This is a genomic window from Streptomyces rubrogriseus (genome assembly GCF_027947575.1).
Lineage (GTDB): Bacteria > Actinomycetota > Actinomycetes > Streptomycetales > Streptomycetaceae > Streptomyces > Streptomyces rubrogriseus.
The window spans coordinates 6,786,326-6,800,687 of record NZ_CP116256.1; the positions used below are offsets into that span (position 1 = coordinate 6,786,326).

Sequence of the window (14,362 nt, forward strand, 5' to 3'; positions counted from 1 at the left end):
TCTCTACGCTCCGTGACGACCAGCGGATATGCGGGCACCCACTGCATCCGGGGAGTCGCGGAGGGTGCCCGAAACGGATTACGACCCCGTCGTCAGGATCACGTTGCGCAGCGGCTCCCGGTTCACGAACCGGGTCAACTGGTCCACCAGCAGCCGCTCGGCGCGCGGCAGGAAGGCGGAGGTCGGACCGCCCGCGTGCGGGCTGACGACTATGCCGGGAGCATGCCACAGGGGGTGGCCCGGCGGCAGCGGTTCGGGGTCGGTCACGTCGAGGGCCGCGGTGAGGCGTCCGCTCTCCAGTTCGGCGAGCAACGCCTTCGTGTCCACGACCGGTCCGCGCGCCACGTTGACGAGCAGGGCGCCGTCCTTCATCCGGGCCAGGAACTCGGCGTCGGCCAGTCCGCGGGTGGCCTCGGTGAGCGGTGTGGACAGGATGACGACGTCGGCCTGCGGGAGCAGACGGGGAAGCTCGGTGAGCGGGTGCACGGGGCCGCGCTCCGTGGCGCGGGCGGAGCGCGCGACGCGCACGACCGGCGCGACCTCGAACGGCACGAGCCGGTCCTCGATCGCGGCGCCGATCGACCCGTACCCGACGATGAGGACCGTCCGGTCCGCGAGCGCGGGCCGGAACCCGCCGAGCCACTCGCCGCGGTCCTGCGCCCGCACGAAGTCCGGGATGCCGCGCAGCGAGGCCAGGATCAGGGCCAGGGTCAGCTCCGCGGTACTGGCCTCGTGCACGCCGCGCGCGTTGCACAGCCGTACGCCGGCGGGCAGGTGCCCGAGGCCGGGTTCGACGTGGTCGATGCCCGCGGAGAGGGTCTGGACGACCTGGACGGAGCGCATCTCGGGCAGCGGGCGTACCCCCACCGTGCTGGGCTTCATGTAGGGCACGACGTAGAAGGCGCAGTCGGCCGGGTCGGCGGGGAAGGTCTCCTCGCCGTCCCAGTGGCGGTAGGCGGGACCTTCGGGAAGGCCCTCGATCTCGTCCGGCGGGATGGGCAGCCACACGTCAGCAGTCATGGTCAGGAGGCTATGTCAGGGGGCGGAGAGGCAAAGGTTAGGTTGGGTGGTCCGACAAGGGAGGGTCACGACCGGTGGAGCGCAGGACGATCGGCGCGACGGCACTCGCGGTGGGGGCCGTCGGACTGGGGTGCATGCCGATGAACTGGGCGTACAGCGCCTCGCGGCAGCGGGGCGACGAGTCGCTCAGGGCCGTGCACCGGGCCCTCGACCTCGGTGTCTCCCTGCTGGACACGGCGGACATGTACGGCCCGTTCACCAACGAGCTGCTGCTGGGGCGGGTGTTGAGGGAGCGGCGGTCCGAGGCCTTGGTGTCGACCAAGGTCGGTCTGCTGGTGGGTGAGCAGCACATCGTGGCCAACGGCCGTCCCGGCTATGTGCGGCGTGCCTGCGACGCGTCCCTGCGCCGGCTCCAGACGGACGTCATCGACCTGTACCAACTGCACCGCGCCGACCCGGAGATACCCGTCGAGGAGACCTGGGGCGCGATGGCGGAGCTGGTGCGGGCCGGGAAGGTGCGGGCGCTCGGCCTCTGCGCGGTCGGGGCGCGCTCGGCCCGGCGACCGGGGGCACGGCTGCACGACGCGACGATCCGCCAACTGGAGCGGGTGCAGCAGGTCTTCCCGGTGAGCGCGGTGGAGGCCGAGCTGTCGGTGTGGTCCCCGGAGGCGTTGCGGACCCTGCTGCCGTGGTGCGTCTCGCGCGGCGTCGGTTTCCTGGCCGCGATGCCGCTGGGCAACGGCTACCTGACCGGCACGCTGACGCCCGGCCAGGGCTTCGAACCGGAGGACCTGCGGGCCCGGCACCCCCGCTTCACCGCCGAGATGATGGCCGCCAACCAGCCGATCGTGGCCGCGCTGCGCCGGATCGCGGCCCGGCACGGCGACGGGGTCACCGCCGCGCAGGTGGCGCTGGCCTGGGTGCTGGCGCAGGGGCGGCACGTGATACCGGTGCCGGGCACCAAGCAGGAGCGCTGGGTGACGCAGAACGCGGGAGCGTCCCGGGTGCGGCTGACCGAGCGGGACCTGGCGGAGGTGCGGGCGCTGCCGCCGGCGCAGGGTTCCTGGGACTGAGGCCCACCGCAGCCGGCCGGCCGCCGCCGGATTCGGGGGTCGGGATTCGCGGTTCGGGGGTCGAGGGTCGGCGTTCGCGGTTCGGCGGTCGAGGTTCGGGATTCGGCGATCGGGAACTTGGGGAGCCCCTGCGGTGTATGACAGGGAAAACCCGCCGCGTCGAAGGGACCAAGATCGTGCAACGTCGAGCCGTGCCGGCCGTGCTGACCGCCGCTCTCCTGCTGACGGCCGGCTGCTCCGCCGACTCCTCCGACGGCGCGGACCCGTCCGGAACGGACCGCGGCGCCTCCCCCGCCAGTACGGCGACGCAGTCCTCGCCCGCCGGATCGCCCACCGAGCAGGCACCGCCCGCGAAGGGCTCGGTCAAGGTGCTCCGCACGGTCGCCACGGGGCTGAACAGCCCCTGGGGCCTGGCCCCGCTGCCGGGCGGCGACCTGCTGGTGTCCTCGCGCGACGAGGCCACGATCACCCGCGTCGACGCGAAGACGGGCAAGAAGACCGAGCTGGGCGAGGTGCCCGGGGTGTCCCCGTCCGGCGAGGGCGGCCTGCTCGGCATCGCGCTCTCCCCCGACTACGCCTCGGACCACATGGTCTACGCGTACTTCACCTCCGCCTCGGACAACCGCGTCGTGCGCATGCTGTACGACGAGAAGAAGCCGTCGGGCGAGCAGCTGGGCGCGCCGGACACGGTCTTCCGGGGCATCCCCAAGGGTGTGATCCACAACGGCGGGCGGATCGCCTTCGGCCCGGACAAGATGCTCTACGCGGGCACGGGCGAGAGCGGTGACACCGGTCTGTCGCAGGACAAGAAGTCCCTCGGCGGCAAGATCCTGCGGATGACCCCGGACGGCGAACCGGCGCCCGGCAACCCCTTCCCCGACTCCCCCGTGTACTCGTTGGGCCACCGGAACGTGCAGGGGCTGGCCTGGGACGGCAAGCAACGGCTGTTCGCCTCGGAGTTCGGTCAGGACACCTGGGACGAGCTGAACGCGATCGAGCCGGGTGGCAACTACGGCTGGCCCGAGGCGGAGGGCAAGGGCGGCGGCTCCGGATTCCGCGACCCCCTCGCGCAGTGGAGCACCGACGAGGCATCCCCCAGCGGCATCGCGTATGCCGAGGGCTCCGTGTGGATGGCGGGGCTGCGCGGTGAGCGGCTGTGGCGGATCCCACTGAAGGGGACACGGGCCGCGGCCGACCCGCAGGCGTTCCTGGAGGGCGAGTACGGCCGGCTGCGTACGGTGGCCCCGGCGGGCGGCGACAAGCTGTGGCTGGTGACCAGCAACACGGACGGCCGCGGCGACGCGAAGGGCGACGACGACCGGATCCTGGAGCTGGAGGTGGAGTAGGCGGCCGGCTACTCGTCTTCCGGGGACGGGGTCCCGGCGTCCTCCGCCTCCTCGTCGGCGCGCGGCCGGTGGACGACGACCTTGCCCGACGTGAGGTCTATGGGGCCGCGGGCGGGGTCGCCGTCGCCCACGTCCTCGCGGGTCAGTTCGAGGCGGTTCTGCTCGTCGTTGGTGTGTTTGCGGCCGGGCGAGAACAGTTCCTCGAATGCGTTGAACATCGGGCCTCCGTCGGTCGGCGTCCCCTACAGCGTATGCCTCACTCCGACGAACGGGACGTGAGCCGTTCGGCGGGGAACAGCGCCAGCCGGTGGGCCACCGCCGCCGCCTCGCCGCGACCGGAGACGCCGAGCTTGGCCAGGATGTTGGAGACGTGGACGCTGGCCGTCTTGGGGGAGATGAAGAGCTCCTCGGCTATCTGCCGGTTGGTGCGGCCGTCGGAGACCAGCCGCAGGACGTCCCGCTCCCGGCCGGTGAGCCCGAGGGCGTCGGCCGGGTCGGCGGGCCCGGCCGCGGGTGCCCGGTCGGCGGCGCGGCCGAGGGTGAGACGGGCACGCCGGCCGAGCACGGCGACCGCGTCGGACAGCGGGCGCGCGCCGAGGTGCTCGGCGACGGTGCGGGCCAGGCGCAGCAGCTCCGTGGCACGGGCGCGCTCGTCGTCGCCGCCGGTGGCCAGGAGGACATCGGCCAGCCGGTACCGGACGCGGGCGAGGTCGTAGGGACGCTCCAGGCATTCGAAGGCGGTGACCGCCTCCGACCAGAGCCGTGGGGTGTCGCGGCCCCGGGCGCGGTGGAGTTCGGCGCGGACCCAGCGCTCGTGGGCGACCCAGACCGGGGCGCCCGTCGTCAGGTGCTTCGCGGCCTCGGCGAGGCGGTCGAGGAGGTCGTCGCGGCCCTCCTCGGCGGCCGGCAGGGCGCGCGCGTCGGCCTCCGCCGCGGCGGCGGACAGCAGCAGGGGCCAGCCGAAGCGCTGGGTGCCGGGCGGGAAGCCCGCGTCCAGGACGCGGACCAGTTCGGCGCGGGCGTCCGGGAGGCGTCCCTCGGCCGCGGCGACGCCGATGGTGAGGGCCGCCAGCGGCAGGCGGTGCTGCGGCATCGGGTCGTGGGTGCCGTAGGCGGCGCGGGCCTCGGCGAGCAGTCCGGCGGCCTCGGCCCGCTCGCCGCGGGCGAGGGCGACGACGGCGCGTTTGAGTGCGGCGCCGCCGCGTGGCGCGGGACTGCGGCCCGGTGCTCCGGCCCGGTCCGCCGCTTCGAGGGCCTCGTCCCAGCGGCCCAGGGAGATGAGCGACTCGGCGAGGTTGCCCCAGACCCAGGCCTCGGACTCCAGCAGCCCCCTGCGCCGGGTGAGGTCGATGCCCTCGCGCAGGATGCCGAGGGCGTCCCGCGAGCGGCCGACGCCTTCCAGGGACGAGGGCAGGTTGACGTGGCTGCGGGCCACCACGGCGGACCGGTCCTGGGCCACCACCAGGTCCCTGACCTGGAACATCTCGGCGAGTCCGGCGTCGATCTGCCCGGCGTCCACCATCAGGCCGCCGAGGGTGAGCCGGGCGTTCAGCTCGATCTCCTCGGCGCCCACCATGCGCGCGTACTCGACGGCCCGTTCGGCCGCCGTCATCGCGTCGGGGCCGGGGCTGTGGAGCATCGACCAGTTGGCGGACATGGCCAGCACCTCGGCGTGCACCTGGGACGGCGGCAGGCCGCGGACCAGTTCCTGGGCGATGCCCAGCTCGCGCCAGCCGTCGCCCCGGCCCTGGGCCTGGACCAGCAGCGAGCGCTGGGTCCAGAACCAGGCCGCGCGCTGCGGGTCGCGGCCGCTCGCCCCCGCCCCGGTGCCCGTGTCCCGTTCGTCCTCCAGGAGGCGCAGCGCCCGCTTGGTGATCTTCATGGCGCGTTCGCGCTCACCGCACAGCCGCCCGGCGACCGCGGCCTCGGCCATCAGGTCCAGGTAGCGCAGGGGCGTGGCGGCGGGGTCGCGGCCGCAGGGAGGGTAGACCTCGGCGCAGTCGACGGGGCGCAGGCTGGCGCGTACGTCGTCGGGGGCGGAGTCCCACAGTTCCATCGCGCGCTCCAGCAGCCGCAGCTGTTCGGAGTAGGCATGCCGGCGGCGGGCCTCGACCGAGGCGTCCAGGACGGCCGGCAGGGCCTTGGCGGGAACGTGGGCGTGGTACCAGTAGCTGGCCAGGCGCATCACGCGCTCGGCGGCGGGCACCAGCGTGGGATCGGCGTCCAGGGCTTCGGCGTAGCGCCGGTTGAGGCGGGAGCGTTCGCCGGGGAGCAGGTCGTCGCCGACGGCCTCGCGGACCAGGGAGTGCCGGAAGCGGTAGCCGTCGCCGTCGGGCGCGGGGAGCAGGATGTTGGCGTTCACCGCGGAGCGCAGCGCCTCGATGAGGTCGTCCTCGGCGAGCCGGGCGACGGCGGCGAGCAGCCGGTACTCGACGGTGGAGCCGCCCTCGGCGACGATCCGGGCGACCCGCTGGGCGCTCTCGGGCAGGGCTTCGACGCGGACCAGGAGCAGGTCGCGCAGGGAGTCGGTGAGGCCGGTGCAGCTGCCCTCGTGGGCGGCGACGGCGAGTTCCTCGACGAAGAAGGCGTTGCCGTCGGAACGTTCGAAGATCTCGTCGACCTGGAGCTGGTCGGGCTCGTGGGCGAGGATCCCGGCGATCTGGCGGCCCACCTCGTCGCGGGTGAAGCGGCCGAGTTCGAGGCGGCGGACGGTGCGCAGCCGGTCGAGTTCGGCGAGCAGGGGGCGCAGCGGGTGGCGGCGGTGGATGTCGTCGGAGCGGTAGGTGGCGAGGACGACGAGGCGGCCGGTGCGCAGGGTGCGGAAGAGGTAGGCGATCAGGTGGCGGGTGGAGGCGTCGGCCCAGTGCAGGTCCTCCAGGACGAGGACTACGGTGTGCCTGGCGGCGACGCGCTCCAGCAGACGGGCGGTGAGTTCGAAGAGCCGGGCCATGCTCTCCTCGTCGTGCCGGCCGCCGCCGGTGACCGGGGTGCCCTCGCCCAGTTCGGGCAGCAGCCGGGCCAGTTCCTCCTCCTGGCCGGCGGCCGCGGCGGCCAGCTCCTCGGGCAGGTGGCGGCGCAGGGCGCGCAGCGCGGTGGAGAAGGGTGCGAAGGGCAGCCCGTCGGCGCCGATCTCCACGCAGCCGCCCAGCGCGACGACGGCGCCGCGCCGGGCCGCCGCGGCGGCGAACTCCTCGACGAGGCGGGTCTTGCCGACGCCGGCCTCGCCGCCGAGCAGCAGTGCCTGCGGCTCTCCGCCGGTGGCTGACGCCCTGGTGGCTGACGCCCCGGTGGCGGTCGCCCCGGCGGCGGTCGCCCCGGCGGCGTCGCTGCCCGTGGCGCGGGCGAGCGCGTCGTTCAACGCGTCCAGTTCGCCGGTGCGGCCGACGAACACGGGACTGACGGACCTGGTCTCCACGGAAGCGAGCATCGCACGCGGGTACGACAGCGGGTCACCGGTTTTCGGCAGGTGGACAACCCCCGGAACGGCGCCCGGATCGACGCCCGGAACGGTGCCGGGAACGACGGCGGGGAGGGAGGCCGTGCGGCCCCCCTCCCCGACTCCCCCGTTCACGCGGTCCGGGCGAACCGGTGCCCGCGTCGGCGCGGTGTATGGCTCTCGGCTACGGCACCGCCGTGCCGGGCCCGGCGGCGGGCGGCGCGGCGGGCCCGGATCACCTCGCGGGCCAGCCGGGCCTCGTCGGCGCGGCGGATCAGTTCGGCGGAGCGGTACTGCTGGAACTCGTACTCGTACATGGTGTGCCCCTCGGCTTCGCTTCGGTTTCGGCTTCGCTCGCTTGCGATGCCTCAACCTTCGTCTCCCAGGGGGGTGGGCCACATCGGGTAAGTTCCGCATCTTCGGCGCCGCGCGGGGCCTTAGACGCGGGTGACGGGTCTTAGGGCGCGCGCCACAGGCGGGCAACCGTCCTAAGACCCCTCGGAAATGCCTGGTCAGCCGGTGGCGGGCAGCCCCAGCAGGACGTCCGTGTACTTCAGGACGGCCAGCAGCAGGCCGATGACGCCGAGGGCGACGCCCGCCCAGGCGACCGACTTGATCCACGGGGCCTGCGGGCGGCCGGGCGCACCGAACGCGGGACGGGCCAGCACGACGACGCCGACGATCAGCGCGACCAGGGCGAAGATGCCGCCCCACATCGCGGTGGCCTGCCAGGCGTTGCCGTAGCCCTTCTCGATCAGCGTGCCGACGTCCGACGACGAGGACGTCTGCAGCTGGCCCATCAGCGACTCGCGCGCGGAGGCCACGGTGCCGACCCAGCTGCCGGTCAGGGAGACGATGCCGAGACCGGCGGAGACCACGGCGCCCGCGCCCTGGCCGACGCCGGTGGGGGCTCCCTCGGTCACTTCGGTGCCGTCCGGGTCGTCGTCCGTGTCCTCGTCCGTCGCCGCGTCGGCGTCCTCGGGGGTGTCGGTCCCGGTCGCCCCAGGGGCCTCGGCCGCCTTGGTGACGTCAATGGACTCGGCGGCCTCGGTCGCCTCGGTCGCCTCGGCCGCGTCGGCCGTCTCGTCCGTCTTGTGCTCGTCGGTCTTCACGCCGGTCTCGTCCACTGTCTTCGTTCCCATGCCTCGCACCGTACGGACGCTGTCTGAGAGGTCCCTTAATGATCCCTTTGAGCGGCACGCGCGCGTGCTTCCCGTGCGGCCCGCCACTCGGGTGCGAGCACCGCCCACACCTCCATGTCCTGGCGCGTGCCCCGGTGGGGAAAGCTTTCGCGCAGCACGCCCTCACGCATCATGCCGAGTCGGCGCGCGGCGTCGACACTCGGGGTGTTCGCCGTCGAGGCGTACCACTCCACGCGGTGCATGCCGCGCTCGTCGACGGCCCAGTCGATCAGTACGCGGGCACCGCGGGTGACCAGGCCGCGGCCGGTTCCGGCGGGCTCCAGCCAGCAGCCGATCTCGCAGACGCCGGTGGCGGCGTCGAAGACGCGGTAGAGCAGACCGCCGACCAGCGTGCCGTCCAGCCACAGCCCGTGCAGGAAGCCGCTGTCGGCGGCGTGCCGGTCGGCGTAGGCCTGGAGCACCTCGCGCGCGGAGTCGACGTCGGTCGCCTTCGCCCCGAAGGGTATGTGCTCGGTGATGAAGTCCCGGCCGCGGTCCAGGTGGGCCAGGAACTCCTCGGCGTGCCAGGTCTCCAAGGGGCGCAGTTCGGCTCCGTCGTCACCCAGTGGTATCGCGTACATCCCGTTGCCGTTCCTCCTCCGCGAGGACGTCCGCCACCTCGGCGTCCGTCGCCGCGGCCAGCCTCTCATGGGCGGCCCGGCACTCGGGCGGCTCGATGCTGATGCGCGGCAGGAGGGCGTCCAGGCGGCGCGGCAGCCACCAGTTGGCGCGGCCGAGCAGGTGCATCAGGGCGGGCACCAGGAGGGTGCGCAGCACGAAGGCGTCCAGGGCGACGGCGGCGGCCAGCGCGATGCCGAACATGGCGATCACCCGGTCGCCGCTGAGGACGAAGGCGAGGAAGACCGAGATCATGATGACGGCGGCGGAGTTGATCACGCGGCCGGTCTCGGCGAGCCCGACCCGGACGGCCCGGCGGTTGTCGCCGGTCTCCAGCCACTCCTCGTACATCCGGCTGACCAGGAAGACCTGGTAGTCCATGGAGAGCCCGAAGAGCACCGAGACCATGATCACGGGAAGGAAGGGTTCGATCGGCCCCGCGCTGCCGAGGCCGAGCAGCTCGCTTCCCCAGCCCCACTGGAAGATCGCCACGACCACGCCGAAGGCGGCGGCCACGGCGGCGACGTTCATGGCAGCGGCCTTGAGGGGGATGCCGACGGACCGGAAGGCCAGCAGGAGCAGCAGGCAGCCGAGGCCGATGACGACGCCGACGAAGAGGGGCAGCTTGCCGACGATGACGTCGGCGAAGTCGTCGTAGCCCGCCGTCACGCCGCCGACGTGCACGTCGAGCGCGGTACCGGCCTCGGCGCGCGGCAGCACCTCGGAGCGCAGCCGCTCGACCAGGTCGCTGGTGTCCTCGGACTGCGGCGCCGACTCGGGTACGACGGTGAGGTACGCGGCGTCGCCACCGGAGTTGTACATCACCGGTGTCACCGAGGAGACGCCCTCGGTGGTGCGCAGGGTGGCGTCCAGGTTGTCCAGGGCGAGGCGGTCCTCGGCGCCGCGGACCTCGGTGACCAGGGTCAGCGGGCCGTTGACGCCGGGGCCGAAGCCGTCGGCGAGGAGGTCGTAGGCCTGGCGGGTGGTGGTGCCCTTGGGGTCGTTGCCCTGGTCGGAGGTGCCGAGGCGCAGCCCGAGGGTGGGCAGGGCGATGACGGTGATGACGACGAGGGCGAGCGCGCCGAGCAGTTTCGGATGGCGCTCGACGAAGGCCGACCAGCGGGCGGCGAACCCGGTCGGCACCTCGGGCTCGGGGCCGTGCTCGGCGAGCCGGCGCCGCTCGCGCCGGCTCAGGGCGCGCGGGCCGATGTACGACAGCAGGGCGGGCAGCAGCGTCACGGAGGCGGCGACGGTCAGGAGCACGGTCAGCGAGGCGGCGACGGCGACGCCGTTGAGGAAGCTCAGCCGGAGGATCAGCATGCCCAGCAGGGCGATGCAGACGGTGGCACCCGCGAACACCACGGCTCGTCCGGTGGTCGCCACGGCGTCGGCGGCGGCGTCCGCCACGGACAGGCCCCGCTTCAGCCCGCGCCGGTGTCTGGTGACGATGAACAGGGCGTAGTCGATGCCGACGCCGAGTCCGACGAGGGTGCCCAGCATGGGCGCGAAGTCGGCGGCGGTCATGGCGTGGCCGAGGAGCGTGATGGCGGCGTAGGCGGTGCCGACGGAGACCAGTGCGGTGGCGATGGGCAGCAGCGCCGCGGCGACGGACCCGAAGGCCACGAAGAGGACGACCGCGGCCACGGCCACGCCGACGGCCTCGGCGAGGTGGCTGCCGCCGGACTCGGTGAGCGCTATGGCGCCGCCGCCCAGTTCGATCCGGAGCCCGTCGGTCTCGGCGGCCTCGGCGGTGTCGACGACGGCCCGTGCCTGGCCCGGGTCGAGGTGCTGGGAGGCGTCCACGAAGGTGACGGTGGCGTACGCGGTGTCGGCGTTCTCGCTGATCAGGGGCGAGTCGGCGTCGTGGTACGGGTTGCTGACCGCGGCCACCCCGGGCAGGTCCGCGATGCGGTCCAGGGTGCGGGTCATGGCCTGTTCGACGTCGGCCGCGCGGACGGTGCCGGACGTGGTGTGCCAGACGATCGTGTCGCTGTCGCCGCCGAGGTCGGGGAAGCGGGATTCGAGCAGCCGGGAGGCGCGGTCGGAGCCGGTGCCGGGGATGCCGTAGTCGTTGGAGTACGCGGAGCCGGCGACCGTGGCTGCCGTGGCGACGCCGCCGAGGGCGAGCAGCCAGAGCAGGACGGTGACGAGACGACGTTGAACACACCAGCGTGCGAGGGCTGCCACGAACGTGCTCCCAGGGTGTCTGATTGTGGATCTTTGACCGGGAACACCCGTGAAGCGGGGAAGACCGGGAATGGCCGTCCATGGTGTGAACAGACCGCAAAGAACGCATGAGCAATGCGGAATCACTCTTGCAGGCAGAAATGATCCTTTGCGGACTTAGTGTCCTTATTCACAACAACGGCCCTGGGGGAACCCGCCGTGTTCGGCGCGTCCCCCCAGGGCTCGTTGGGTGTACGGGTGTCAGCCTTCGGCCACGCCCAGCTTCTCCAGGATCAGCTCCTTGACGCGGGCCGCGTCCGCCTGGCCCCGGGTCGCCTTCATGACCGCGCCGACCAGGGCGCCGGCCGCGGCCACCTTGCCGCCGCGGATCTTGTCCGCGACGCCCGGGTTGCCGGCGATGGCCTCGTCGACGGCGGCGGTCAGCGCACCCTCGTCGGAGACGACCTTCAGGCCGCGCTTGTCGACGACCTCGTCCGGCGTGCCCTCACCTTCGAGGACGCCCAGGATGACCTGGCGGGCCAGCTTGTCGTTCAGCTCGCCCTTGGTCACCAGCTCGGCGACGCGGGCGACCTGGACCGGCGTGATCGCCAGCTCGTCGAGCGCCTTGCCCGACTCGTTGGCGCTGCGGGCCAGCTCGCCCATCCACCACTTGCGGGCGGAGGCCGCGTCGGCACCGGCGTCGATGGTGGCGACGATCGGGTCCAGGGCTCCGGCGTTGAGGATGGACTGCATGTCGTTGCCGGAGATGCCCCACTCCTCGCGGAGCCGGTTGCGGCGCACCAGCGGCAGCTCGGGCAGCCCGGAGCGGATCTCCTCGACCCACTCGCGGGAGGGAGCGACGGGCACCAGGTCGGGCTCCGGGAAGTACCGGTAGTCCTCGGCCTCCTCCTTCACGCGGCCCGAGGTGGTGGACCCCGTGTCCTCGTGGAAGTGGCGGGTCTCCTGGATGATCGTGCCGCCGTCGTTCAGCACGGCGGCGTGCCGCTGGATCTCGAAGCGGGCGGCGCGCTCGACGGAGCGCAGCGAGTTGACGTTCTTGGTCTCGCTGCGGGTGCCGAACTTCTCCCGGCCGTGCGGGCGCAGCGACAGGTTGACGTCGCAGCGCATCTGGCCCATCTCCATGCGGGCCTCGGACACGCCGAGGGCACGGATGAGTTCGCGCAGCTCACGGACGTACGCCCGGGCGACCTCGGGGGCGCGCTCGCCCGCTCCCTCGATCGGCTTGGTGACGATCTCGATGAGCGGGATGCCGGCCCGGTTGTAGTCGAGCAGGGAGTGCGAGGCGCCGTGGATGCGGCCCGTCGCGCCGCCGACGTGCAGCGACTTGCCGGTGTCCTCCTCCATGTGGGCGCGCTCGATCTGGACGCGGAAGGTCTCCCCGTCCTCCAGCTGCACGTCGAGGTAGCCGTCGAAGGCGATGGGCTCGTCGTACTGGGAGGTCTGGAAGTTCTTCGGCATGTCCGGATAGAAGTAGTTCTTCCGGGCGAAGCGGCACCATTCGGCGATCTCGCAGTTCAGCGCGAGGCCGATCCTGATCGCCGACTCGACGCCGGTCGCGTTGACGGCCGGGAGCGCGCCGGGCATGCCGAGGCAGACGGGGCAGGTCTGGGTGTTGGGGTCGGCACCGAGCGCGGTCGAACAGCCGCAGAACATCTTGGTCTTGGTGCCGAGTTCGACATGGACCTCGAGGCCCATGACGGGGTCGTACGACGCGAGTGCGTCCTCGTACGACACCAGGTCGGTCGTGGTGGTCACGGTGAAACTTCCCTCTCAGCCCAGCAGGACGTCGTCGTCGCCGAGGCGCTTCAGCTCGCGGTAGAGGATGGCGAGGTTGGTGACGACCGCGGCGCCGGTCACGACGGCGTCGAGCAGCCGCAGCGTGTCACTCTCGCCACGCGCCTTCTTGATCTGCTTGTAGACCCCCACGGCGCCGAACGCCGAGGTGGCCATCGAGACGTACAGACCGGACTTGGACTTCTTGAAGCCCTTGGCCTTGGACAGTGCGCTCACAGCGACGGTGCCTCCTCGATCAGCGGGTGGCCCCACTTTTCCACGAAGGCGGCCTCGACGGCGGCGCCGACCTTGTAGAGCCGGTCGTCCTTCATGGCGGGGGCGATGATCTGCAGACCCACCGGCAGGTTGTCCTCGGGCGCGAGGCCGCAGGGCAGCGACATGGCCGCGTTGCCCGCCAGGTTGGTGGGGATGGTGCACAGGTCGGCCAGGTACATCGCCATCGGGTCGTCGGCGCGCTCGCCGATCGCGAAGGCGGTGGTCGGGGTCGTCGGGGAGACGATCACGTCGACCTGCTCGAAGGCCCGCTCGAACTCCTGCTTGATGAGGGTGCGGACCTTCTGGGCGCTGCCGTAGTACGCGTCGTAGTACCCGCTCGACAGGGCGTACGTGCCGAGCATGATGCGGCGCTTGACCTCGGGGCCGAAGCCGGCCTCGCGGGTCAGGGAGGTGACCTCCTCGGCGGAGTGCGTGCCGTCGTCGCCGACGCGCGCGCCGTAGCGCAGGCCGTCGAAGCGGGCGAGGTTGGAGGAGCACTCGGACGGGGCGATCAGGTAGTACGCGGAGAGCGCGAGGTCGAAGGACGGGCAGTCCAGCTCGACGATCTCGGCGCCCAGCGACTTCAGCAGCTCGACGGACTCGTCGAAGCGCTGGACGACACCGGCCTGGTAGCCCTCGCCGCGGAACTGCTTGACGACGCCGACGCGCATGCCGTCGACGCTGCCGTTACGGGCGGCCTCGACGACCGCGGGGACGGGGGCGTCGATGGAGGTGGAGTCCATCGGGTCGTGCCCGGCGATCACCTCGTGCAGCAGGGCCGCGTCCAGGACCGTGCGGGCGCAGGGGCCGCCCTGGTCGAGGGAGGAGGAGAAGGCCACCATGCCGTAGCGGGAGACGCCGCCGTACGTCGGCTTGACGCCGACCGTGCCGGTGACGGACGCCGGCTGGCGGATGGAACCGCCGGTGTCGGTACCGATGGCGAGCGGCGCCTGGAAGGCGGCGAGGGCCGCGGAGGAACCGCCGCCGGAGCCGCCGGGGATCTTGGTCAGGTCCCAGGGGTTGCCGGTCGGGCCGTAGGCGCTGTTCTCGGTGGAGGACCCCATGGCGAACTCGTCCATGTTGGTCTTGCCGAGGATGACGACGTCGGCGGCCTTGAGGCGCTTGGTGACGGTCGCGTCGTACGGCGGGATCCAGCCCTCGAGGATCTTGGAGCCGACGGTGGTGGGGATGCCCTCGGTGGTGAAGATGTCCTTGAGCGCGAGGGGGACGCCGGCCAGCGGGCCGAGCTTCTCCCCGCGCTCGCGCTTCTCGTCGACGGCGCGGGCCTGGGCCAGCGCGCCCTCGCGGTCCACGTGCAGGAAGGCGTGCACCTTCTCGTCGACGGCCTCGATGCGGGCCAGGTGGGCCTCGGTGACCTGGACGGCGGTCAGCTCGCCGGAGGCGATCTTCGCGGCGATCTCGGCCGCGGTGAGCTTGATGATGTCGCTCATG

General features: G+C 72.7%; 12 protein-coding genes. 2 read left to right on the forward strand and 10 right to left on the reverse strand.

Annotated features, from left to right (window positions below; translation table 11 throughout):
* Positions 1-78 precede the first annotated feature (78 nt).
* Positions 79-1,020 carry a 2-hydroxyacid dehydrogenase gene (locus Sru02f_RS30395; protein ID WP_109036198.1) on the reverse strand — a complete coding sequence of 314 codons (942 nt, stop codon included), beginning with the start codon at positions 1,018-1,020 and terminating at the stop codon, positions 79-81.
* Between the two features lie 74 nt (positions 1,021-1,094).
* On the opposite strand from Sru02f_RS30395, the gene Sru02f_RS30400 reads away from it, so the two are divergent.
* Together Sru02f_RS30400 and Sru02f_RS30405 are read left to right on the forward strand one after the other, a co-directional pair.
* Entirely contained in the window at positions 1,095-2,093 is a 999-nt protein-coding gene (locus Sru02f_RS30400) for an aldo/keto reductase (RefSeq protein WP_109036200.1), read from the forward strand.
* A gap of 137 nt (positions 2,094-2,230) precedes the next feature.
* Positions 2,231-3,439 (forward strand): PQQ-dependent sugar dehydrogenase, encoded by a 1,209-nt coding sequence (locus tag Sru02f_RS30405; protein ID WP_167469826.1) that lies wholly within the window; start codon positions 2,231-2,233, stop codon positions 3,437-3,439.
* Positions 3,440-3,447: 8 nt separating this feature from the next.
* Here Sru02f_RS30405 and Sru02f_RS30410 read toward each other — a convergent pair whose 3' ends face one another.
* The 9 genes from Sru02f_RS30410 to gatA all read right to left on the reverse strand — a co-directional run bounded on the left by Sru02f_RS30410 (position 3,448) and on the right by gatA (position 14,361).
* Positions 3,448-3,657: a DUF6191 domain-containing protein gene (locus Sru02f_RS30410; protein ID WP_109036202.1), complete on the reverse strand. Its 210-nt coding sequence runs from the start codon at positions 3,655-3,657 to the stop codon at positions 3,448-3,450.
* Between the two features lie 38 nt (positions 3,658-3,695).
* Positions 3,696-6,866 (reverse strand): helix-turn-helix transcriptional regulator, encoded by a 3,171-nt coding sequence (locus tag Sru02f_RS30415; RefSeq protein WP_174855227.1) that lies wholly within the window; start codon positions 6,864-6,866, stop codon positions 3,696-3,698.
* Between the two features lie 140 nt (positions 6,867-7,006).
* Positions 7,007-7,192 (reverse strand): hypothetical protein, encoded by a 186-nt coding sequence (locus tag Sru02f_RS30420; protein WP_109036206.1) that lies wholly within the window; start codon positions 7,190-7,192, stop codon positions 7,007-7,009.
* A 195-nt stretch (positions 7,193-7,387) separates the two neighbouring features.
* A complete protein-coding gene (locus Sru02f_RS30425; protein WP_109036208.1) occupies positions 7,388-8,017 on the reverse strand; it encodes a hypothetical protein in 630 nt (209 codons plus the stop codon).
* A 35-nt stretch (positions 8,018-8,052) separates the two neighbouring features.
* Entirely contained in the window at positions 8,053-8,637 is a 585-nt protein-coding gene (locus Sru02f_RS30430) for a GNAT family N-acetyltransferase (RefSeq protein ID WP_109036210.1), read from the reverse strand.
* Positions 8,615-10,861, reverse strand: a complete 2,247-nt coding sequence (locus Sru02f_RS30435; protein WP_109036212.1) for an MMPL family transporter — start codon at positions 10,859-10,861, stop codon at positions 8,615-8,617. Before Sru02f_RS30435 ends, Sru02f_RS30430 begins: the two co-directional genes overlap by 23 nt.
* Before the next feature lie 240 nt (positions 10,862-11,101).
* Positions 11,102-12,616, reverse strand: a complete 1,515-nt coding sequence (gene gatB / locus Sru02f_RS30440) for an Asp-tRNA(Asn)/Glu-tRNA(Gln) amidotransferase subunit GatB (protein ID WP_109036214.1) — start codon at positions 12,614-12,616, stop codon at positions 11,102-11,104.
* 15 nt (positions 12,617-12,631) lie between these two features.
* Entirely contained in the window at positions 12,632-12,871 is a 240-nt protein-coding gene (locus Sru02f_RS30445; protein ID WP_030188427.1) for a hypothetical protein, read from the reverse strand.
* A complete protein-coding gene (gene gatA, locus Sru02f_RS30450; RefSeq protein ID WP_003973499.1) occupies positions 12,868-14,361 on the reverse strand; it encodes an Asp-tRNA(Asn)/Glu-tRNA(Gln) amidotransferase subunit GatA in 1,494 nt (497 codons plus the stop codon). The genes Sru02f_RS30445 and gatA overlap by 4 nt, the downstream gene beginning before the upstream one ends.
* Position 14,362: the final 1 nt, after the last annotated feature.

Coding starts and splice junctions, on each gene's coding strand:
- Sru02f_RS30395 (WP_109036198.1), bottom strand. CDS start 1,020: ATGACTGCTGACGTGTGGCTGCCCATCCCGCCGGACGAGATCGAGGGC.
- Sru02f_RS30405 (WP_167469826.1), top strand. CDS start 2,231: ATGACAGGGAAAACCCGCCGCGTCGAAGGGACCAAGATCGTGCAACGT.
- Sru02f_RS30410 (WP_109036202.1), bottom strand. CDS start 3,657: ATGTTCAACGCATTCGAGGAACTGTTCTCGCCCGGCCGCAAACACACC.
- Sru02f_RS30415 (WP_174855227.1), bottom strand. CDS start 6,866: ATGCTCGCTTCCGTGGAGACCAGGTCCGTCAGTCCCGTGTTCGTCGGC.
- Sru02f_RS30420 (WP_109036206.1), bottom strand. CDS start 7,192: ATGTACGAGTACGAGTTCCAGCAGTACCGCTCCGCCGAACTGATCCGC.
- Sru02f_RS30425 (WP_109036208.1), bottom strand. CDS start 8,017: ATGGGAACGAAGACAGTGGACGAGACCGGCGTGAAGACCGACGAGCAC.
- Sru02f_RS30430 (WP_109036210.1), bottom strand. CDS start 8,637: ATGTACGCGATACCACTGGGTGACGACGGAGCCGAACTGCGCCCCTTG.
- gatA (WP_003973499.1), bottom strand. CDS start 14,361: ATGAGCGACATCATCAAGCTCACCGCGGCCGAGATCGCCGCGAAGATC.